This window comes from Nannocystis pusilla (assembly GCF_026626665.1).
GTDB classification, from domain to species: Bacteria; Myxococcota_A; Polyangia; order Nannocystales; family Nannocystaceae; genus Nannocystis; species Nannocystis pusilla.
In genome coordinates this window covers 11,550,810-11,565,228 of the sequence record NZ_JAPNKE010000002.1, presented here as the reverse complement: position 1 = coordinate 11,565,228, position 14,419 = coordinate 11,550,810, and the positions used below count along the sequence as shown (strand labels likewise).

Genomic DNA, 14,419 nt, shown 5'->3' with positions numbered 1-14,419 from the left:
GTCGATCACGGACAACGACGGGCTGCCGACTTCGTCGGCCTGGAGAACCTCCAGGTCATCCACGGGGACGTCAAGGTCGCCGAGAACGATGCTCTGAAGAGCCTGGCAGGTTCGACGGGCTCGTCTCCGTCTCCGGAAGCTTGTACATGGTCTTCAACCCCGGGTTGGTGGATATCCCGAGCCTGGACGGACTCGGCCAGATCGGCGGGCGGCTCGGTATCGTGGACAACGGTGCGCTGACGAGCCTTACGGGTCTGGAGGGGGTCGCGGCGGTCGGTGATTGGCTGATCGTCCAGCGCAACGACGCGTTGGTCAGCGTCTCCGGCTTGAAGGGCCTCAAGTCCGTCACGGGAAGCCCGAGATCGACGATAACGACGCCTTGGTCGATCTTCTGGTTGGAGAGCCTCGCCTCGGTCAGCGGCAGCGTCTCGATCGGCTATAATGCCGCGCTGGCGAGCCTGGCCGGGCTCGGATCGCTGACCGCTGTCGGGGGCGACATCACGATCGGCGAGGACACCATCGAATGGAACGCGCTCTGCAACTCGACCGAGGACAACCCCAACCTCGGCAGCCTCGCCGGGATGAACCCGAAGACGATCGGTGGTAGCCTCCGTGTTCGCTGTCAAACCGGGCTCGTCGACATCGATGCCTTCCATGCCACCGGTTTCATCGGTGGCGACATCGAAATCGCGCTCAACCCTGCGCTTGGACTGATGGGGCTGGGTGGATCAGCGGGCGATCTGACGAGCATGGGTGACGCCAGCGCGCTCCGGGTGCTTGCCTGCAAGGGCGGTCCGCTGACGCAGGCCGACTATTCTGAAATCCTCGTGAAGGTCGTCACCGGCGACGCGCCCCTGTTCGAATTCGAAGCCGCGGAGTGCCTGTAGCCGCGCAGGGCGCGATGGCGCCGACAACATCAAGGGGTGATGGACGGGCCCAGGTCTTGGATCTCGACCACCTCGACGGTGAGCGCGAGCATCCCTTCCTCGTTGGTCGAGGCGACCTGGCGCACAAAGAGGCGGGCGCGCATGCCGCTCGCTCGTGGAGGCTCTCGTGGAGCAGTTGCCTTCCATGGACTTGTTCCATGAGCATGGCGCGGGCCACGATTCTGAATGCCCACAGTTCCTCCTCGTTTCGTAGGACCAAATAACCGCTCTCGGCCCCTTCGACGTTCATGGCAAAAACCCCTCGATGAACGGCTTCAACGCGTCGCGGATGAGCTTCTTCCCCTTCGTCGCCTCGCTCCTCAGGGTACACGGTTTCCGGTTCCCGACGTGCATCTTACCCCGGCGCGTTCGTCGCTAGGAGCGGCAACATGAGCCCTTGCGGCTCGCCGAGTGGGGCGGTTCGGGCCATTTCGCCGCGCGGCGGCCCAGCCCGCGGTGAAGCGTGCGTATGAGTGGCGCCGATGGGCTGGTACACCACCAACGCGGACGACACCTTTCAGTGGAAGTACGGCGACGTCGTCGCCTCGCGCGCACCTCGGCCTCGGATCGCTCGTCCTCCTCCCTCGCCTCCAGGTGGTCGACGACGACGGCGACTTCTTCGACGGCGAGGAGTTCATCGGACCGATCCAGCGCTGGGCGATCGATCGAGAGCTTCCGTGGGAGCAGCCGATCCCGTTCGATCCGAACGACGAGCACGACGAGTCCGTGCCCGTCCCCGGCGACGTCGACGTGAACGCCATCCTCGAGCAGTGGGCGAGCGTCCTCCGCACCAACCGCGATTCTTTGATCGCGGCCCTACGCCACTTCAACGACGTGGACCACGACCCGTTCGTGCGCGCCTCCTCTCCACGGAGGCGATCCGGCGCCTCCCGGAGTCGGACTACGGCGCCCTGATCGCGTGGCTGAACGAGCCGATCGCCGAGAAGGGCCCGCCGAGGTTCTCACTCGAAGACCTGAGCGAGGGCGACGTCGACGACGACGAGTACGAGCCCAGCGAGGCGACGCAGGCCGCCCTCGACGCGCTGCCTGAAGGCGACGACGCGCGTGTGATGGCGGCCCACGCGCTCGGGCACGCGCTCGTCGAGGGTTCGCCGCTCGAGCTGCTCCAGCCCGGCGACAGCTACTCGGTGGAGCTCTGGGGCGCCGAGGACGACGAGTAGATCCGCGAGTCCGCGTGCTGCGCTCGCAGCTCGCCTCGAACCGGCCCCAGCGGCGCGAGGGCTGCGATCGTCAATCTGTTCACGTCGACCCTGTCTACCGCTCCGCGACGGTCGGCGTGATCACCAGTCGGTCGAGGATCCCCGCGATCGTCTCGATCGGCAGCGCCTCTGGTTGTCGCAGCCACCAGCCGATGATCTCGATCGTCGCCGACGTCGCGTAGGTGACGCGCAGGTCGATCGGGCAGATCGCCGCGGTCTTCGTCTCCGACCTCGCCGCCAGCTTGCGCGCCTGGCCGACAAACTGCTCGCGCAGTCGCGGCGCCGCCCCGCCCGTCAGCAGCGCGCGCCACAGGGCCTGACGCCGCGAGACGAACTCGAACAGCGCCACGCAGGCCCGGCCCGTGTTCTCGGCGGAGAACAGCGGCATCGCGGCGCCGAGCAGCCCGGCGATCTCGTCCGCGGCGAGGTCGTCGAGCAGCGCCTCCTTGTCCGGGTAGTGGCGAAAGAAGGTCGCGTAGCCGACCCCCGCCTCCGAGGCGAGCGCGCGCACGGTGATGCTCTCGAACGGCTCCCGCTCGAGCAACGCGAGCATCGCGCGCAGCAGCTTGGCGCGGGTGCGGACCTGACGGGCGTCGGTTGCTGAGGTGTCGGAGACCACGGCTGATACAGTGTGTCTCATAACCGGAGAACGGGAGCTGGACGGCGATGAGCGTGGATTCGGCCGCGAAATGTCCTTTTACCTCCACCCGCAACGACAGCAAGAGCGCGGCCGTCGTCACGCAGCGGATCAAGATCGAGCCCGGGGCCGAGCATGTTCGCGCGTTCGAGCGGGCGCGGGAGGTCCTGCTCGACAAGGACCTGCTGCAGGGCGGCGCCGGCGCGGAGTTCGTCGACACCAGCGATCCGGACAAGGCGCCGGTGTTCTTCCTCGACGGCGCCCCGCACCGCGAGAAGCGCACCGGCATCGCCCGCTTCTTCACGCCCAAGGCGATCACCAGCCGCTACCACGCGATCATCGAGCGGGAGACGGCGCGGCTGCTCGCTCAGCTCCGGCGCGACGGCCGGGCCCAGCTTGACATCATCAGCTTCGAGCTCACCGTGGCGGTCGCGGCCAACATCGTCGGGCTCACCGACAGCGACATGCCGAAGATGGCCCGACGCCTCGCGCTCATGTTGTCCGCCGGCTGGCACCACCGGCTCAACGTCTTCGCCAGGCTCGCCGCCGGCCTGCGCAAGGGCCGGGCGATGCTGGGCTTCTACGTCAACGACATCACCCTCGCCCTCCGCGCCCGCCGTAAAGCGCCGCAAGACGACCTCCTCTCCGAGCTCCTGGCCAGGGGCGCCTCGCAGCGGGCGATCCTCACCGAGTGCATGACCTACGCCGCTGCCGGGATGGTGACGACGCGCGAGTTCATCGTCATGGCCGCCTGGCACCTGTTCGACGACGCCGCGCTGCGGGCCGACTTCCTCGCGGGCGACGAGGCGCGCCAGTTCGCCATCCTGAACGAGATCCTCCGCCTCGAGCCGATCGCCTCGCTGCTCTACCGGCGCAAGACCCACTCGGCGGACAGGGGCGACGAGAAGTATGCGCTCGACCTGCGGGCGATCCACGAGGACGAGGCCGCCGTCGGCCCGTGCCCGCGCGCGCTCGACCCCGATCGGGCCCAGCGCATGAAGACGAACGGCGCCTTCCTCAGCTTCGGCGCCGGCGCCCATCACTGCCCCGGCAAGCAGGTCGCCCTGCACGAGACGCGCATGTTCCTCGACGCGCTGCTCCGTGTCCCGGGATCCGCCCGAGCGCGCGCCCGACGTCGGCTGGTCGGAGATGCTGCTCAGCTACGAGCTGCGCGACGCGATCGTGACCTGCGACCGCGCTTGACGCGAGACCTGACGAGCTCGATCTGCACCTGTCTCATGGGTCAGGCCTGGGGATCGCGCGCACGCAGTCACCGCCGTGCGCGCTCGGTGACGATTTCCGCCACGAAGTCGGTCTCGCGGTCGGTGCACGTCGCTCGTGGCGGTGCACGGCGTACTCGCCAGCATCGAGCTCGCCCGGTCGAAGATCGAGACCGCCCTCCGCGGCCCCGGAGCTCGAACCATCCTGCTCCTCGAAGCCGCGATTTCCGCCCCTTGCGACTCTCGTCACTCCAGCCGACGCGGCCGGATGTTTTAAATACTACGGCGTCGGCAGTCCTCGAGGCGGCTGATCGGAGTCATGACAATACCGCCCGGCGCGAGCACGATATCGATCCGCGCGAACACGACGGCCGTTATCCGCATTGGGCGAGCTCCGCAAGCCCGTCGGCCGCCTCGACGCGAAGGAGCATCCATGCGCGTCCCGAAAATCCTGGACGAAGCGCGGGTGCAACGCCGCGATGGGGCCAGCGGGGTCGCGCCCTCACGAAGAGGATGCGAACCGAAGCCTCGCTCCTCCTGGCCGGGCCTTCTGTTTCCAGCATCACCGCGCTCTCCTGAGCGCTGCGCTCGCCTTTGTCCATTCGTGGCTCCGCCGGCAACTACGCCGCGAGGTCAATCTCACCCCCCGGCGTTCCCGACAAACCCCGGCCTCCTCCTCATATCTCCGATTGACGAGAACGCGCCGAACTTAGCGCTTGATCGAGGCTTTCCTGGGGATTAGGTTCCCGCGTGTGTTGGGGCGGATGACGGTAGTTGGCGAGACGGATCGCGGCGTACGGATCATAACAATCAGACGGCCCGAAAAGCGAAACGCGCTCGACGCCGCGACCTGTGCCGGGTTGTTGACCGAATTCGAAGGAGCCGCCGCCGACGACGATATCAACGTCTTGCTCCTGCAAAGCGATGGTCCGTCGTTTTGCGCGGGGCTCGACCTCAGGAGGCCGGCGCGTCGCAGACGACCCCCGCGCACGAGCGGCTCTTCTCCGCGTTCGCCTGGCTTTCGAAGCCCCTGATCACCGCGGTCCAGGGCCACGCCGTCGGCGGCGGCCTCGGGCTCGCCGTCCTGGGAGACGTCATCTTCGCCGCCGACGACGCCCGATTCGGCCTCCCCGAGGTCACGCGGAGGCTCTGGCCGTACCTCGTGTTCCCTGCGGTGTCGCGGCGGATCGGCGAAGCGCACGCGCTGGAGCTGCGCTGGACGGCGCCCTGATCGGCGCGCAGGAGGCGGAGCGGCGGAGGCTGCGTCGCACGTCGTGCCGGCCGACGCGTTGAGAGCTATGGCGCTCGCGGCTGCGCGCCGGATGGCGGGGCACGACGCCGAGGTGCCCGGCGAGGCCTCGAACATGTACGCGCACACACCCGCGCGGAGTGGACGGGCGCGTCGCCCGGGCGGCGAGCGCCCGGGCCGAGCACCTCGGGAAGATGCTATGAATCACGAACGTTCCTACGGTTCCATCGTTCACAGTGACCTGCCGCATCTGCGGCTGGACATCCCCCGCCGGGCGAGGCCGTGCTCGCCGAGGCCGCGAGCCGGATCCCCATCCGTGGATCACCGCGAGGGCGAGGTCCCCGACGGCCGCTGGAAGGCGCTGACCCTCCACGGCTGGGGAGCGACAAGACGCTCGGGTTCGAGGCCTATGGGGCCCGGAGGCCGGCCAGGCCGACGCGTACCGGTGGACGGACGCGGCCGACCCGTGCCCCGCGACGACGACCTATGTCAAGACCACGTTCCCGGAGGCGCAGTTCGGCCGCGTCCGGCTGATGTTGCTCCGGCCGGGCGGGCAGGTCCCTTTCCACGCCGATTACAGCGAGCGCAAGCTCGCCTCGATCTCGATCGCGCTCAACCATCCGGAGGGCTGTCGGTCCTCTACCGCGATCGAGGCGTCGTCCATGAGGTCCCGTTCGCCGACGGGCGGGCCTTCGCGGTCAACCTCAGCTACGAGCACTCCGTCGTCAACGACAGCCAGGTCGACCGCTTTCACCTCATCGTGCACGTCCTCCGCGGCAACGCCCATTCCCGCGAGTTGTTCCTGCGGAGCTCTCCCCGTACGGCGACCCGCGCGAGGGTGTGGACGGGCAGCTGCCCGTGATCGGTTGAAGCGGCGCTCCGGTGGCGCGATTCCGTCGCCGACCGCGGTCGGTGGCACAATTGGAGAGAGGATCCGCGTATGGATAACGGCGAGTTCGATCCCGCGGCCGGGGTCTCGGTGTCCGAGGCCGTCGAGGCAGACGTCGCGATCATCGGCGCGGGGATGCTGGGCCTGTTCAACGCCCTCCAGTTCGCAAGCGCGGCCTCCGCGTGGTGATCGTCGACAACCTGACCGACCGAAAAGAGAGCTACAAGGTCGGCGAATCGATGCTGCTGTTCACCAACGCCTTCCTGCGGACGATCGGCGGCGTCGAGCCGTTCCTGCCGCAGTGCTTCCCCAAGCGGCGTGTGGATGACGCACGGCACGGAGGGCGCGCAGAGCTTCGAGGGAGCGTCCGAGTGGGGGGCGCAGGCCGATTTCCATCCGCCTCACTATCTCTACGAGAAGCTGTGCGACGACAAGTGGTCGAGGTGCATGTTCCTCGACATGCAGATGGTCCGCCCCGAGCTGGAGCGCTTCATGTGCGACCAGGTGCGGAGTCACCCAAAATCACGCTCTGCGACACCGCGAAGGTCCGCGACGTGCTGCTCGACGAGGGCGACGGGCCGCACACGGTCGTCTGGTCGTCCACCCGCGACGGAACGCCGGCGAGCGCGCGGGTCCGCTGGGTGCTGGATTGCTCGGGCCGGAACCGATTCCTGGCCAAGAAGATGAAGCACGCGGTCGACATGGACGACGGCTTCCAGACGACCGCCGCGTGGGGCCAGTTCAGCGGCGTGACCGACGCCCTGTTCGGCGAGCGCTGGGTGTTCGACGACGAGGACGGCGAGAAGAGCTCGCGTGATTACTTCACGGTGCACATGTGGGGAGAGGGCTACTGGATCTGGGTCATCCGACTCGGCGGCGATCGCATCAGCATCGGCGTCACGTGGACCAGCGCCTGCCGCCGGCAGGCTCCTCGCTGCGAGAGAAGTTCTGGAACGTCATGCGCCGTCACCCGGTGCTGGACGGACTCATCTCCGAGGACACCCTGCTCGAGTTTCGCAGCTACCGCGACGTGCAACACCTGACCGACACCTTCGTGAGCGAGCGGCGCTACGGCATGGTCGGCGACGCGGCGTCCATCATCGACGCCTACTACAGCCAGGGGATCTCGCTGGCCATGGTGACCTCGTGGCACATCGCCAACATCGTCGAGCGCGACGTCCGCGAGCATCGCCTCGATCGGGCCTATATCGATCGGGTGAACGACGCCACGGTGCAAGACTGGCAGATCATGCGCAACATGGTGCGCGAGAAGTACTCGCCGGCCATCGCGGACAGCCGCTTCTTCGCGCTCTCCCACCTCGACTTCGTGGTCCTGTTCGCGTCGGGGCCGGTGCGCGCCGACCTGGTGCGCTGGCTCATCGACACCGAGGGCGACACGTCGAGGGAGACGCCGAGCCCGGGCGATCCGGACCGTCTCGAGCAGTGCCTGTATTCTCGCAGACCACGGCCTGGCGCTGGCTGTCCCCCGAGCGCGTGCAGGCGATCCAGCGGACCCTTCAAGCCGCCATCGCCGAGCGGGCGCGGTTCCGGCTCGAGCACGGGATCGGCGGACCCACCCTCAAGACCATCGTCGGCTTCACGAAGCCCTTGCCGCCCCTCTGGCGCCTGCCGCTGCTGAAGATGGGCAAGGTCGTCACCCTGTCGGCGCTCGACGTGGTGAAGTCCGGCGGGGCTCGTGGATCCAGCGTCTGCCGATCTCCTTCGAGGGGCGGCTGCGCTGGGTGATCCGCCTGCGGCACCAGGCGGCCGTGGGCTCTTCGCCGCCCTGTACGCCTACGATTGGGCAGAGACGGCGCTCCACAAGCTCCGCGCGCCACGGCCCATGGCCCGCGCCGATGCGCCGGCCGAATAGCGCGCGGGGTCGCTATCACGCAGCGCTGCTGCTGCTCGTGGAGGGCGGCAGGTTCCGCGGCGCGCAGGCGATGTGCGCGACGAATCAGGTGTCGTACCCTGCCCGCTCATGGACCTCGCCACCGCCCGCGAAATCCTCGACGACGTCTTCCGAGCGCGTCGAAGCCACCACGCCGACCTGGAGCGCCCTCGTGCGGCTGTCCTTCCACGACGGCGAGCCCGCGACGGCGGTCATGGCCCTCTATCAAGACGACGAACTCGGCATGCAGGTCGAGCAGCCGGTGGTGCTGGTGCCGCGTGGCGCCGAAATCACGCCCGAGCGCTACCGTGCCTTCGCCGAAGGGGTGCGGGAGAGCATGGGTTTCCAGATCGCGCGGTACGAGGGGATGACCGGGCCGGCGGAGTTCCTCCAGAGCGATCTGTTGCGCGACACGGGGCTGCAGACGACCGACGACTTTGCGCGCGCGGTACGAGACGACGAGGTCGGGGCGCGGGTGCTCTCGCCGATCCAGGTGGGTGACTTCGCCGCGAAGCACGGGTTGCCGGCGCTCGCCGATGCAGTCACCTGTCGGCTCGTCTGGGACTTGCTGCGGGAGCAGGCGCACGCCGAGGCGTCGTCCCGCCGGCTCGCCAAAGAGGGACGGGTCGAGGCGGTCCCGCACCTCGTGGCGCTGGTCGAGCACTGGGTCGAGTGCGGCTACATCTTCGCGGCCCAGTGGTTCGTGGGGGACGCAACGGCCACCTCGCCTGCACGCTGCAGCTCGAGCCGTTGTTGCGCCGGGCAGAGGATCCGGAGCTGCAGCGAAGGGTCGACGAGTTGGTCGAGGCGGGGTGCTTCGAGGCGGACTGAAGGCCGCCACGGCGCTCCCGTGGCGGCGCCCGTGCGGGCGACCGACGGAGAGGTGCTCTCTGCTATCGTCGCGGCGCCCATGGAGATCCGCTACATCACGGCCGACCTGGAATTCGACGCGCCCACGAGCCTCGATCGCGTCGTCGCCGAGCTCGAGCCCGAAGTCGTGATCCACCTCCACGATCGCACGGGCGAGCTCCACTCCGTCGCGCTCGGGATCGTGGTGGAGGGCTCGCCGGAAGCGTCCGTCGCGCACATCTGCGCGCTGCTCGAACGGCTGTCCCCGCCCGCCCGCCATGCGTGGGATCAGTGCACGCGCCGCGTCGTCGACCTCGCGTTCGAGAGCGGCACCAAGCCCAAGGACGTCACCACCGTCCCCGCGGGGCTCGTGCGCCGACTGGGCGAGCTGGGGCTTGCGATCGCCGTGACCGTGTATCGCGTGGGTTTCTACTGGGCAAATGAGCGGCGACGAGGCGCGCCGTCCTGCACGAGCACCTCCGCCGCGAACCGACCGGCGACCCGAGCTCGACCTGGACCTGTCTCATGAGGCAGGTCCGGATGCGCACGCAGTCACTAGTGTCGCCAGCTCTGCCCGCGCGCGGGCGACGATGCCCTCCACGAATTCCGTCTTGCGGTCGGTGTAGCCGACGTTGATGTCGCTCGTGGCGGTGATCGTCGCGTTGAAGCCGGCCGCCAGCTCGCGCTTGAGCTGCGCGTACGTCTCCGCCGCCTCGGGTGGCTTCGCAGGTAGTCGCGGAACAACAGGTGCCTCGTCCAGAAGTCGCCGCCGTGCTCGACCATGTGCACGTGGTAGCGCGGCGGCCGTCCCCGTCGTCGCCGCGGAGGTAGCGACGCAGCGGCATACCGGGGCCGGAGGGCGTGTCCTGCTCGAACTGGGGCACGTACTGGTACCCGAGCGCCACCAGCCTGGCGACGATCGGCGGCGCGTCGTCCAGCGAGCGCAGCCCCGGCATCATGTCGATGATGGGCTTCGCCGCGAGGCCGGGCACGGCCGTGCTGCCGACGTGCTCGATGGCGACGAAGGCGTCCCGGCCGCAGGCGACGAACATCGCCTCGCGCGCCGCCTCGAACTTCGCCACCCACCCTGGATCGTAGTCGGCGATCACGATCGCCTTGCCGCGATTCGAGGAGCCCATGGGGCGACGAGTGTATCAGCCGGATGCGACCGTGGCGGTCACTCCGTCAGCAGCTTCATCAGCGTCTTGATGTCGACCCCCAGCGCGCGGGCGGCGTGGCCTCACGCCGCCGTGCTGCGTCACCGCCCAGCGCGCGTAACGGCGCTGGATCTCCCGAAGCGGCAGCACCGCGTCGCCGAACGGCCCCGGACCGCTCTCGCCGCGTCCGGGCCCTCGCTGCCGAAGCCGCGGGGCAGGTCCGACAGCGCGATCACCTCGTTGCGCGACAGCAGCACCAGGCGCTCGACCAGGTGACACAGCTCGCGGACGTTCCCGGGCCAGCGGTAGGCGAGGAACGCGGCCATCACGTCCTCGCCGATCCGGCGCGGAGCCGCTGTCGGATAGCGCCGGCGCGCCGACTCGAGGCACTGCTCGACGAGCAGCGGGATGTCTTCGCGGCGGTCGCGGAGCGCCGGATCCGAGCACCACCAGGGCGAGGCGATAATAGAGGTCCTCGCGGAACTCGCCGGCGCGCACGGCCGCGGCGAGGTCGAGGTTGGTGGCGCGAGGATCCGCGTATTGACGCGGCGCTCGCGGGTCCCGCCGATCGGTCGGATCACCCCGCGCTCGATCACGTGCAGCAGCTTGGCCTGCAGCGCCGTCTGCAGCTCGCCGATCTCGTCGAGGAACAGGGTGCCCTGGTCGGCCTCCGCGAACAGCCCCGGGCTCGCCTGCGTCGCGCCGGTGAACGCCCCGCGGGTGTGGCCGAACAGCTCGCCCTCGAGCAGCTGCTCGGGATCGCCGCGCAGTTGACCGCGACGAACGGCGCCGACGCGCGCTGGCTGCGGGCGTGCAGCGCCGCGGCGATCGTGGTCTTGCCGGTGCCGGTCTCGCCGGTGAGGAGGACCGGCACGTCGGTGTCGGCGATCCCCGCGATCACCTCGAACACCGCGCGCATGGCCGTGCTGCGGCCGACGAGGCCCTGGGGCGCCGCGTCGCTCAGGCGCCGGCGCAGCTCGCCGGTCTCGCGGCGGAGCCGGCGGTCGTCGAGCGCGCGGCGCAGGAACAGCACCAGCTCGTCGACCCCGAACGGCTTGGTCAGGCAGTGGAACGCGCCGCGGCGGATCGCCTCGACCGCGGTGTCGATCGCCGCGTAGGCCGTCATCACGATCGTCGGCAGCTGCGGGACGAGCTCCTGCGCCTGCACCATCAGCGACACGCCGTCGCCGCGCTCCAGCCGGAGGTCGGTCACCAGCGCGTCGAACTCCTGCGTCTCGAGCAGCGCGAGCGCGGCCGCGGCGTCGCGCACCACGTGCACCTTGAAGCCGCGGCGGCCGAGCTCCTCGCCGAGCGCATCGCCCCACTCGGGCTCGTCGTCGACCAGGAGCACGTGCGGGCGCACGACCTTGTGTTCGCTCGTCATGGGACCTCCTGGGCAAACGCAGCGTGGCGATCGCGCCGCGAGGCGACCGCGTGGCGAGGGTGACCGACCCGCGGCTCATGCGGGCGATCTCGTTGGTGAGCGCGAGCCCGAGGCCGGTGCCGTGCGCCTTGCGCGAGAAGAACGGCTTGAGGAGGCGCTCGCGGTCCTCCTCGCGTACTCGCCCTCGTCGAGCACCTCGAACACCACGTCCTCGTGCTCGTGGCGCAGGCGCAGCGTGACCTGGCCGCCGCGCGGGGACGCGTCGCAGGCGTTGACGAGCAGGTTGACCAGCGCGTGCTCGACGAGCAGCGCGTTGACCCGCACGTCCGGCATCTCGGGCGCGACCTCCACCTGCAGCGCGACCTCGGCGGCCTGGAAGCGGTGCGCGATCAGGTCGCGGACCGCCTGCGCCAGCGTCGCCGGGGCCACGCGCGTCTGTTCGGGCATGGTGCCGCGGGCGACGCGGAGGAACCCCTGGACCACGTCGCGCAGGCGGTCGACCTGCCCGAGGATCGTCTTCGCGTCCTGCTCCTCGGGCGAGTCCTGCAGCGCGTCGCGCAGCGCCTCGGCCTTGACGCGGATGAGCCCGAGCGGCGTGCCGACCTCGTGGGCGACCCCCCGACGCGAGCGTCAGCATCGTCGCGGTGCGGTTCTCGCGGGCCAGCACCTCTTCCCCGGCCCGCCGCTGCTCGGCGAGCTCGAGCTGGTGGCGCGCCATCACCTGCGCGCGGAACTCCCGGAACGCGAAGTAGCCGAACGCGACCGTCGTGATGCCCGTCAGCAGCACCTTGATGATCACGCGCAGCATGCCTCGCCGGTCGCGCTCGACCTCCTCGCGGGTGCTGCCGACGACGGCGACGCGCCACGTCCCGAGGACCCCGCCGTCGGCCGCCGCCACGCTGACGAACGCGGGGTACGCCGGCAGCCCGAGCTGCTGCGCCTGCTCGTCCGACAGCATGCCCGTGTCCTCGCCGCGCTCGACCAGCGCCGCGAGCACACCTGGCCCTGCGGACAGGCCGTGCAGATCGAAGAACTTCGCCGCGCCGGGCGGCTGCACGAACACCCGCTCGTCCGCCGAGTGGAGGTGATCGGCCACGTGGAACAGCTCGCCGATCCGCACCTGCACCCCGAGCTCGCGGCCGTCGCCCGCGGCGACCGGCGCGGTCCACGTCCCGGGCTGTGTCGCCGGCGGGTCCGCGGTCGGCGGCGAGTCGCGCGCCAGGTTCGCCGCTTCGCCGCGAGCTCGACGGACAGCAGCGACGCCAGGTCCGCCAGGCGCCGCTGCTCGCGCTGCATCGCCAGCTCCGACTCCGCGTCCTCGAAGCGGATCCCCACCCACGCCACCATCGCCACGCTGAGCACCGCGCCGAGGACCAACACGAGGCCGTTGATCCGCACACGGCTGCGTTCGGCGGGGGCGAAGGGCTGGCGGGTCATGAGGAGGCCTCCGCGGCGAGGGTACCGCGGTTTGTTCAGGCGGCTGCAATCCGCGCGCCACGGCGAAGCCCGACCTCGGAGGTTCAGGAAACCCGCGCCGCGCCTGGCCGCGACGACGCCGCGAGGCGCCTCGGCGAGCTCAGCGGTCGGCCCGCGCGCCCCTTGTGGGAGGACCGCGATGGGAGGGGCTCCCAGGAAGCGCTGGGAATTTTTCCAACCGGGCCGCGCCCTCCCGCGATTTCCTCAACCATTTTCATCGATACGGCCCCGGCATCGCACGTGTAACGGCGTGGGCCAGGCCCGAGCGGCCGCGGCCCGGGCGACGGACCTCGTTGCGCCTGGGCCGTGCGCGAACAGACCTCGCGCCAGACAGGCAGACCTCGATGAACGACAACCTACCAAGCGCGCTGCGGCGGCCCCGTCCCTCGATCGTCCTGGCGATCGTGCGCCTGCTGCTCGCCCGCGCCGCCGACAAAAGACTGATGCCGCGACTTCTCGCTGGCCGGCGCCCTCGCGGCCGTGTGCTCGCTGGCATGCCAACACCCGCACGAGCACCACGAAGAGGCGGGCGTCTCTCGCCGTCACCACCCCGCTGCGGCAGGACTGGAGCTGACCCGCGAGTACGTGGCCCAGGTCCACGCGATTCAGCACATCGAGGTGCGCGCCCAGGAGCGCGGCTATCTGACGGGGATCTTCGTCGACGAGGGCCAGCTGATCCAAGAGGACACGAAGATGTTCCAGATCATGCCGCTCATCTACCGGGCGGACCTCCACCGCGTGGAGGCGGAGGCCGAGGCGGCCTCGATCGAATACAAGAACACCAAGATGCTGGCCGACAAGGACATCGTGTCCTCGGCCGAGCTCGCGCTGGCCGGGGCCAAGCTGAGCCGCGCCAAGGCCGAGCTGGAGCTCGCGCAGACCCACATGCGCCTCACCGAGATCCGCGCCCCCTTCACCGGCCTGATGGATCGGTTCATGGTGCGGCTCGGCAGCCTCGTGGAGGAGGGCGACCTGCTGACCACGCTGTCCGACAACCGGATGCTGTGGATCTACTTCAACGTGCCCGAGGCCGAGTACCTCGATTACAAGGCCGACCCCGAGCAGAAGATGGTCGTCAAGTTCAAGATGGCCAACAACAAGATGTTCGAACCGGAGGCCGGGTCGAGACCATCGAGGCCGACTTCGACAACACGACCGGCAACATCGCCTTCCGCGCGACCTTCCCGAACCCCGCGGGCCTGCTGCGGCACGGCGAGACCGGCAACATCGTCGTCACCACCAAGTACCCCAACGCCCAGATGATCCCGCAGAAGGCGACGTTCGAGATCCTCGACCGTCGCTTCGTCTTCGTGGTCGGCGACGACGGCATCGTCAAGCAGCGGCCGATCGTGGTCGCCGCCGAGCTCCCGCACGCCTTCATCGTCGAGAGCGGCCTCGAAGACACCGACCACATCCTCCTGGAGGGCCTGCGCAAGGTCCAGGACGGCAAGCACGTCGACGTGAAGCTCGCCGAGCCCGCCGAGGTGTTCTCGCAGCTGAAGTACCACGCGGAATGAGGAG

At 69.5% G+C, this 14,419-nt stretch carries 13 protein-coding genes and 7 pseudogenes; 12 read left to right on the top strand and 8 right to left on the bottom strand.

Going from position 1 to position 14,419, the window contains the following annotated elements:
- Positions 1–146 precede the first annotated feature (146 nt).
- Positions 147–887 carry a hypothetical protein gene (locus OV079_RS51135; RefSeq protein WP_267777858.1) on the top strand — a complete coding sequence of 247 codons (741 nt, stop codon included), beginning with the start codon at positions 147–149 and terminating at the stop codon, positions 885–887.
- A gap of 633 nt (positions 888–1,520) precedes the next feature.
- Positions 1,521–1,841, top strand: a complete 321-nt coding sequence (locus tag OV079_RS51130; RefSeq protein WP_267777857.1) for a hypothetical protein — start codon at positions 1,521–1,523, stop codon at positions 1,839–1,841.
- Positions 1,842–2,201: 360 nt separating this feature from the next.
- On the opposite strand, the gene OV079_RS51125 is transcribed toward OV079_RS51130, so the two are convergent.
- Entirely contained in the window at positions 2,202–2,765 is a 564-nt protein-coding gene (locus tag OV079_RS51125) for a TetR/AcrR family transcriptional regulator (RefSeq protein WP_267777856.1), read from the bottom strand.
- Positions 2,766–2,812: 47 nt separating this feature from the next.
- On the opposite strand from OV079_RS51125, the gene OV079_RS51120 reads away from it, so the two are divergent.
- A complete protein-coding gene (locus OV079_RS51120; protein WP_267777855.1) occupies positions 2,813–4,582 on the top strand; it encodes a cytochrome P450 in 1,770 nt (589 codons plus the stop codon).
- Between the two features lie 185 nt (positions 4,583–4,767).
- Positions 4,768–5,234 (top strand): annotated as a pseudogene (locus OV079_RS60100) (enoyl-CoA hydratase/isomerase family protein).
- Positions 5,235–5,826: 592 nt separating this feature from the next.
- On the opposite strand, the gene OV079_RS51110 reads toward OV079_RS60100, so the two are convergent.
- Positions 5,827–6,039 (bottom strand): hypothetical protein, encoded by a 213-nt coding sequence (locus OV079_RS51110; RefSeq protein WP_267777852.1) that lies wholly within the window; start codon positions 6,037–6,039, stop codon positions 5,827–5,829.
- Positions 6,040–6,192: 153 nt separating this feature from the next.
- Here OV079_RS51110 and OV079_RS51105 point away from each other — a divergent pair, with 153 nt between their 5' ends.
- The 4 genes from OV079_RS51105 to OV079_RS51090 all read left to right on the top strand — a co-directional run bounded on the left by OV079_RS51105 (position 6,193) and on the right by OV079_RS51090 (position 9,410).
- Positions 6,193–6,330, top strand: a complete 138-nt coding sequence (locus OV079_RS51105; RefSeq protein WP_267777851.1) for a hypothetical protein — start codon at positions 6,193–6,195, stop codon at positions 6,328–6,330.
- Positions 6,331–6,695: 365 nt separating this feature from the next.
- The gene (locus tag OV079_RS51100) at positions 6,696–7,184 is read left to right on the top strand and encodes an NAD(P)/FAD-dependent oxidoreductase (protein ID WP_267777850.1); all 489 of its coding nucleotides are present in this window, start codon (positions 6,696–6,698) and stop codon (positions 7,182–7,184) included.
- A complete protein-coding gene (locus OV079_RS51095) occupies positions 7,100–7,780 on the top strand; it encodes a hypothetical protein (protein ID WP_267777849.1) in 681 nt (226 codons plus the stop codon). The genes OV079_RS51100 and OV079_RS51095 overlap by 85 nt, the downstream gene beginning before the upstream one ends.
- Positions 7,781–8,051: 271 nt before the next feature.
- Positions 8,052–9,410, top strand: coding sequence for a hypothetical protein (locus OV079_RS51090; RefSeq protein ID WP_267777848.1), 1,359 nt, complete (start codon positions 8,052–8,054; stop codon positions 9,408–9,410).
- Positions 9,411–9,436: 26 nt separating this feature from the next.
- On the opposite strand, the pseudogene OV079_RS60095 reads toward OV079_RS51090, so the two are convergent.
- The 6 genes and pseudogenes from OV079_RS60095 to OV079_RS60080 form a co-directional block, all read right to left on the bottom strand.
- Positions 9,437–9,673, bottom strand: a pseudogene (locus OV079_RS60095) (GrpB family protein); the annotation flags it as partial.
- An 83-nt stretch (positions 9,674–9,756) separates the two neighbouring features.
- Positions 9,757–9,933, bottom strand: a pseudogene (locus OV079_RS60090) (GrpB family protein); the annotation flags it as partial.
- 206 nt (positions 9,934–10,139) lie between these two features.
- Positions 10,140–10,634 carry an AAA-type ATPase lid domain-containing protein gene (locus OV079_RS51080; protein WP_267777847.1) on the bottom strand — a complete coding sequence of 165 codons (495 nt, stop codon included), beginning with the start codon at positions 10,632–10,634 and terminating at the stop codon, positions 10,140–10,142.
- Entirely contained in the window at positions 10,631–11,422 is a 792-nt protein-coding gene (locus OV079_RS51075; protein WP_267777846.1) for a sigma-54-dependent transcriptional regulator, read from the bottom strand. The genes OV079_RS51080 and OV079_RS51075 overlap by 4 nt, the downstream gene beginning before the upstream one ends.
- Positions 11,423–11,486: 64 nt before the next feature.
- A pseudogene (locus OV079_RS60085) lies at positions 11,487–11,690 on the bottom strand (hypothetical protein); the annotation flags it as partial.
- Positions 11,691–11,884: 194 nt separating this feature from the next.
- Positions 11,885–12,028: pseudogene (locus OV079_RS60080) on the bottom strand (sensor histidine kinase RegB); the annotation flags it as partial.
- A 200-nt stretch (positions 12,029–12,228) separates the two neighbouring features.
- Here OV079_RS60080 and OV079_RS51065 point away from each other — a divergent pair.
- The 4 genes and pseudogenes from OV079_RS51065 (at position 12,229) to OV079_RS51055 (ending at position 14,415) form a co-directional block, all read left to right on the top strand.
- On the top strand, positions 12,229–12,510 hold the full coding sequence (locus tag OV079_RS51065) for a hypothetical protein (RefSeq protein ID WP_267777845.1): 282 nt from the start codon (positions 12,229–12,231) through the stop codon (positions 12,508–12,510).
- Positions 12,511–13,378: 868 nt separating this feature from the next.
- Positions 13,379–13,954: pseudogene (locus OV079_RS51060) on the top strand (efflux RND transporter periplasmic adaptor subunit); the annotation flags it as partial.
- Positions 13,903–14,073: pseudogene (locus tag OV079_RS60715) on the top strand (hypothetical protein); the annotation flags it as partial. The pseudogenes OV079_RS51060 and OV079_RS60715, both read left to right, overlap by 52 nt.
- Before the next feature lie 84 nt (positions 14,074–14,157).
- A complete protein-coding gene (locus OV079_RS51055; protein ID WP_267777842.1) occupies positions 14,158–14,415 on the top strand; it encodes a permuted SH3 domain-containing protein in 258 nt (85 codons plus the stop codon).
- Positions 14,416–14,419 lie beyond the last annotated feature (4 nt).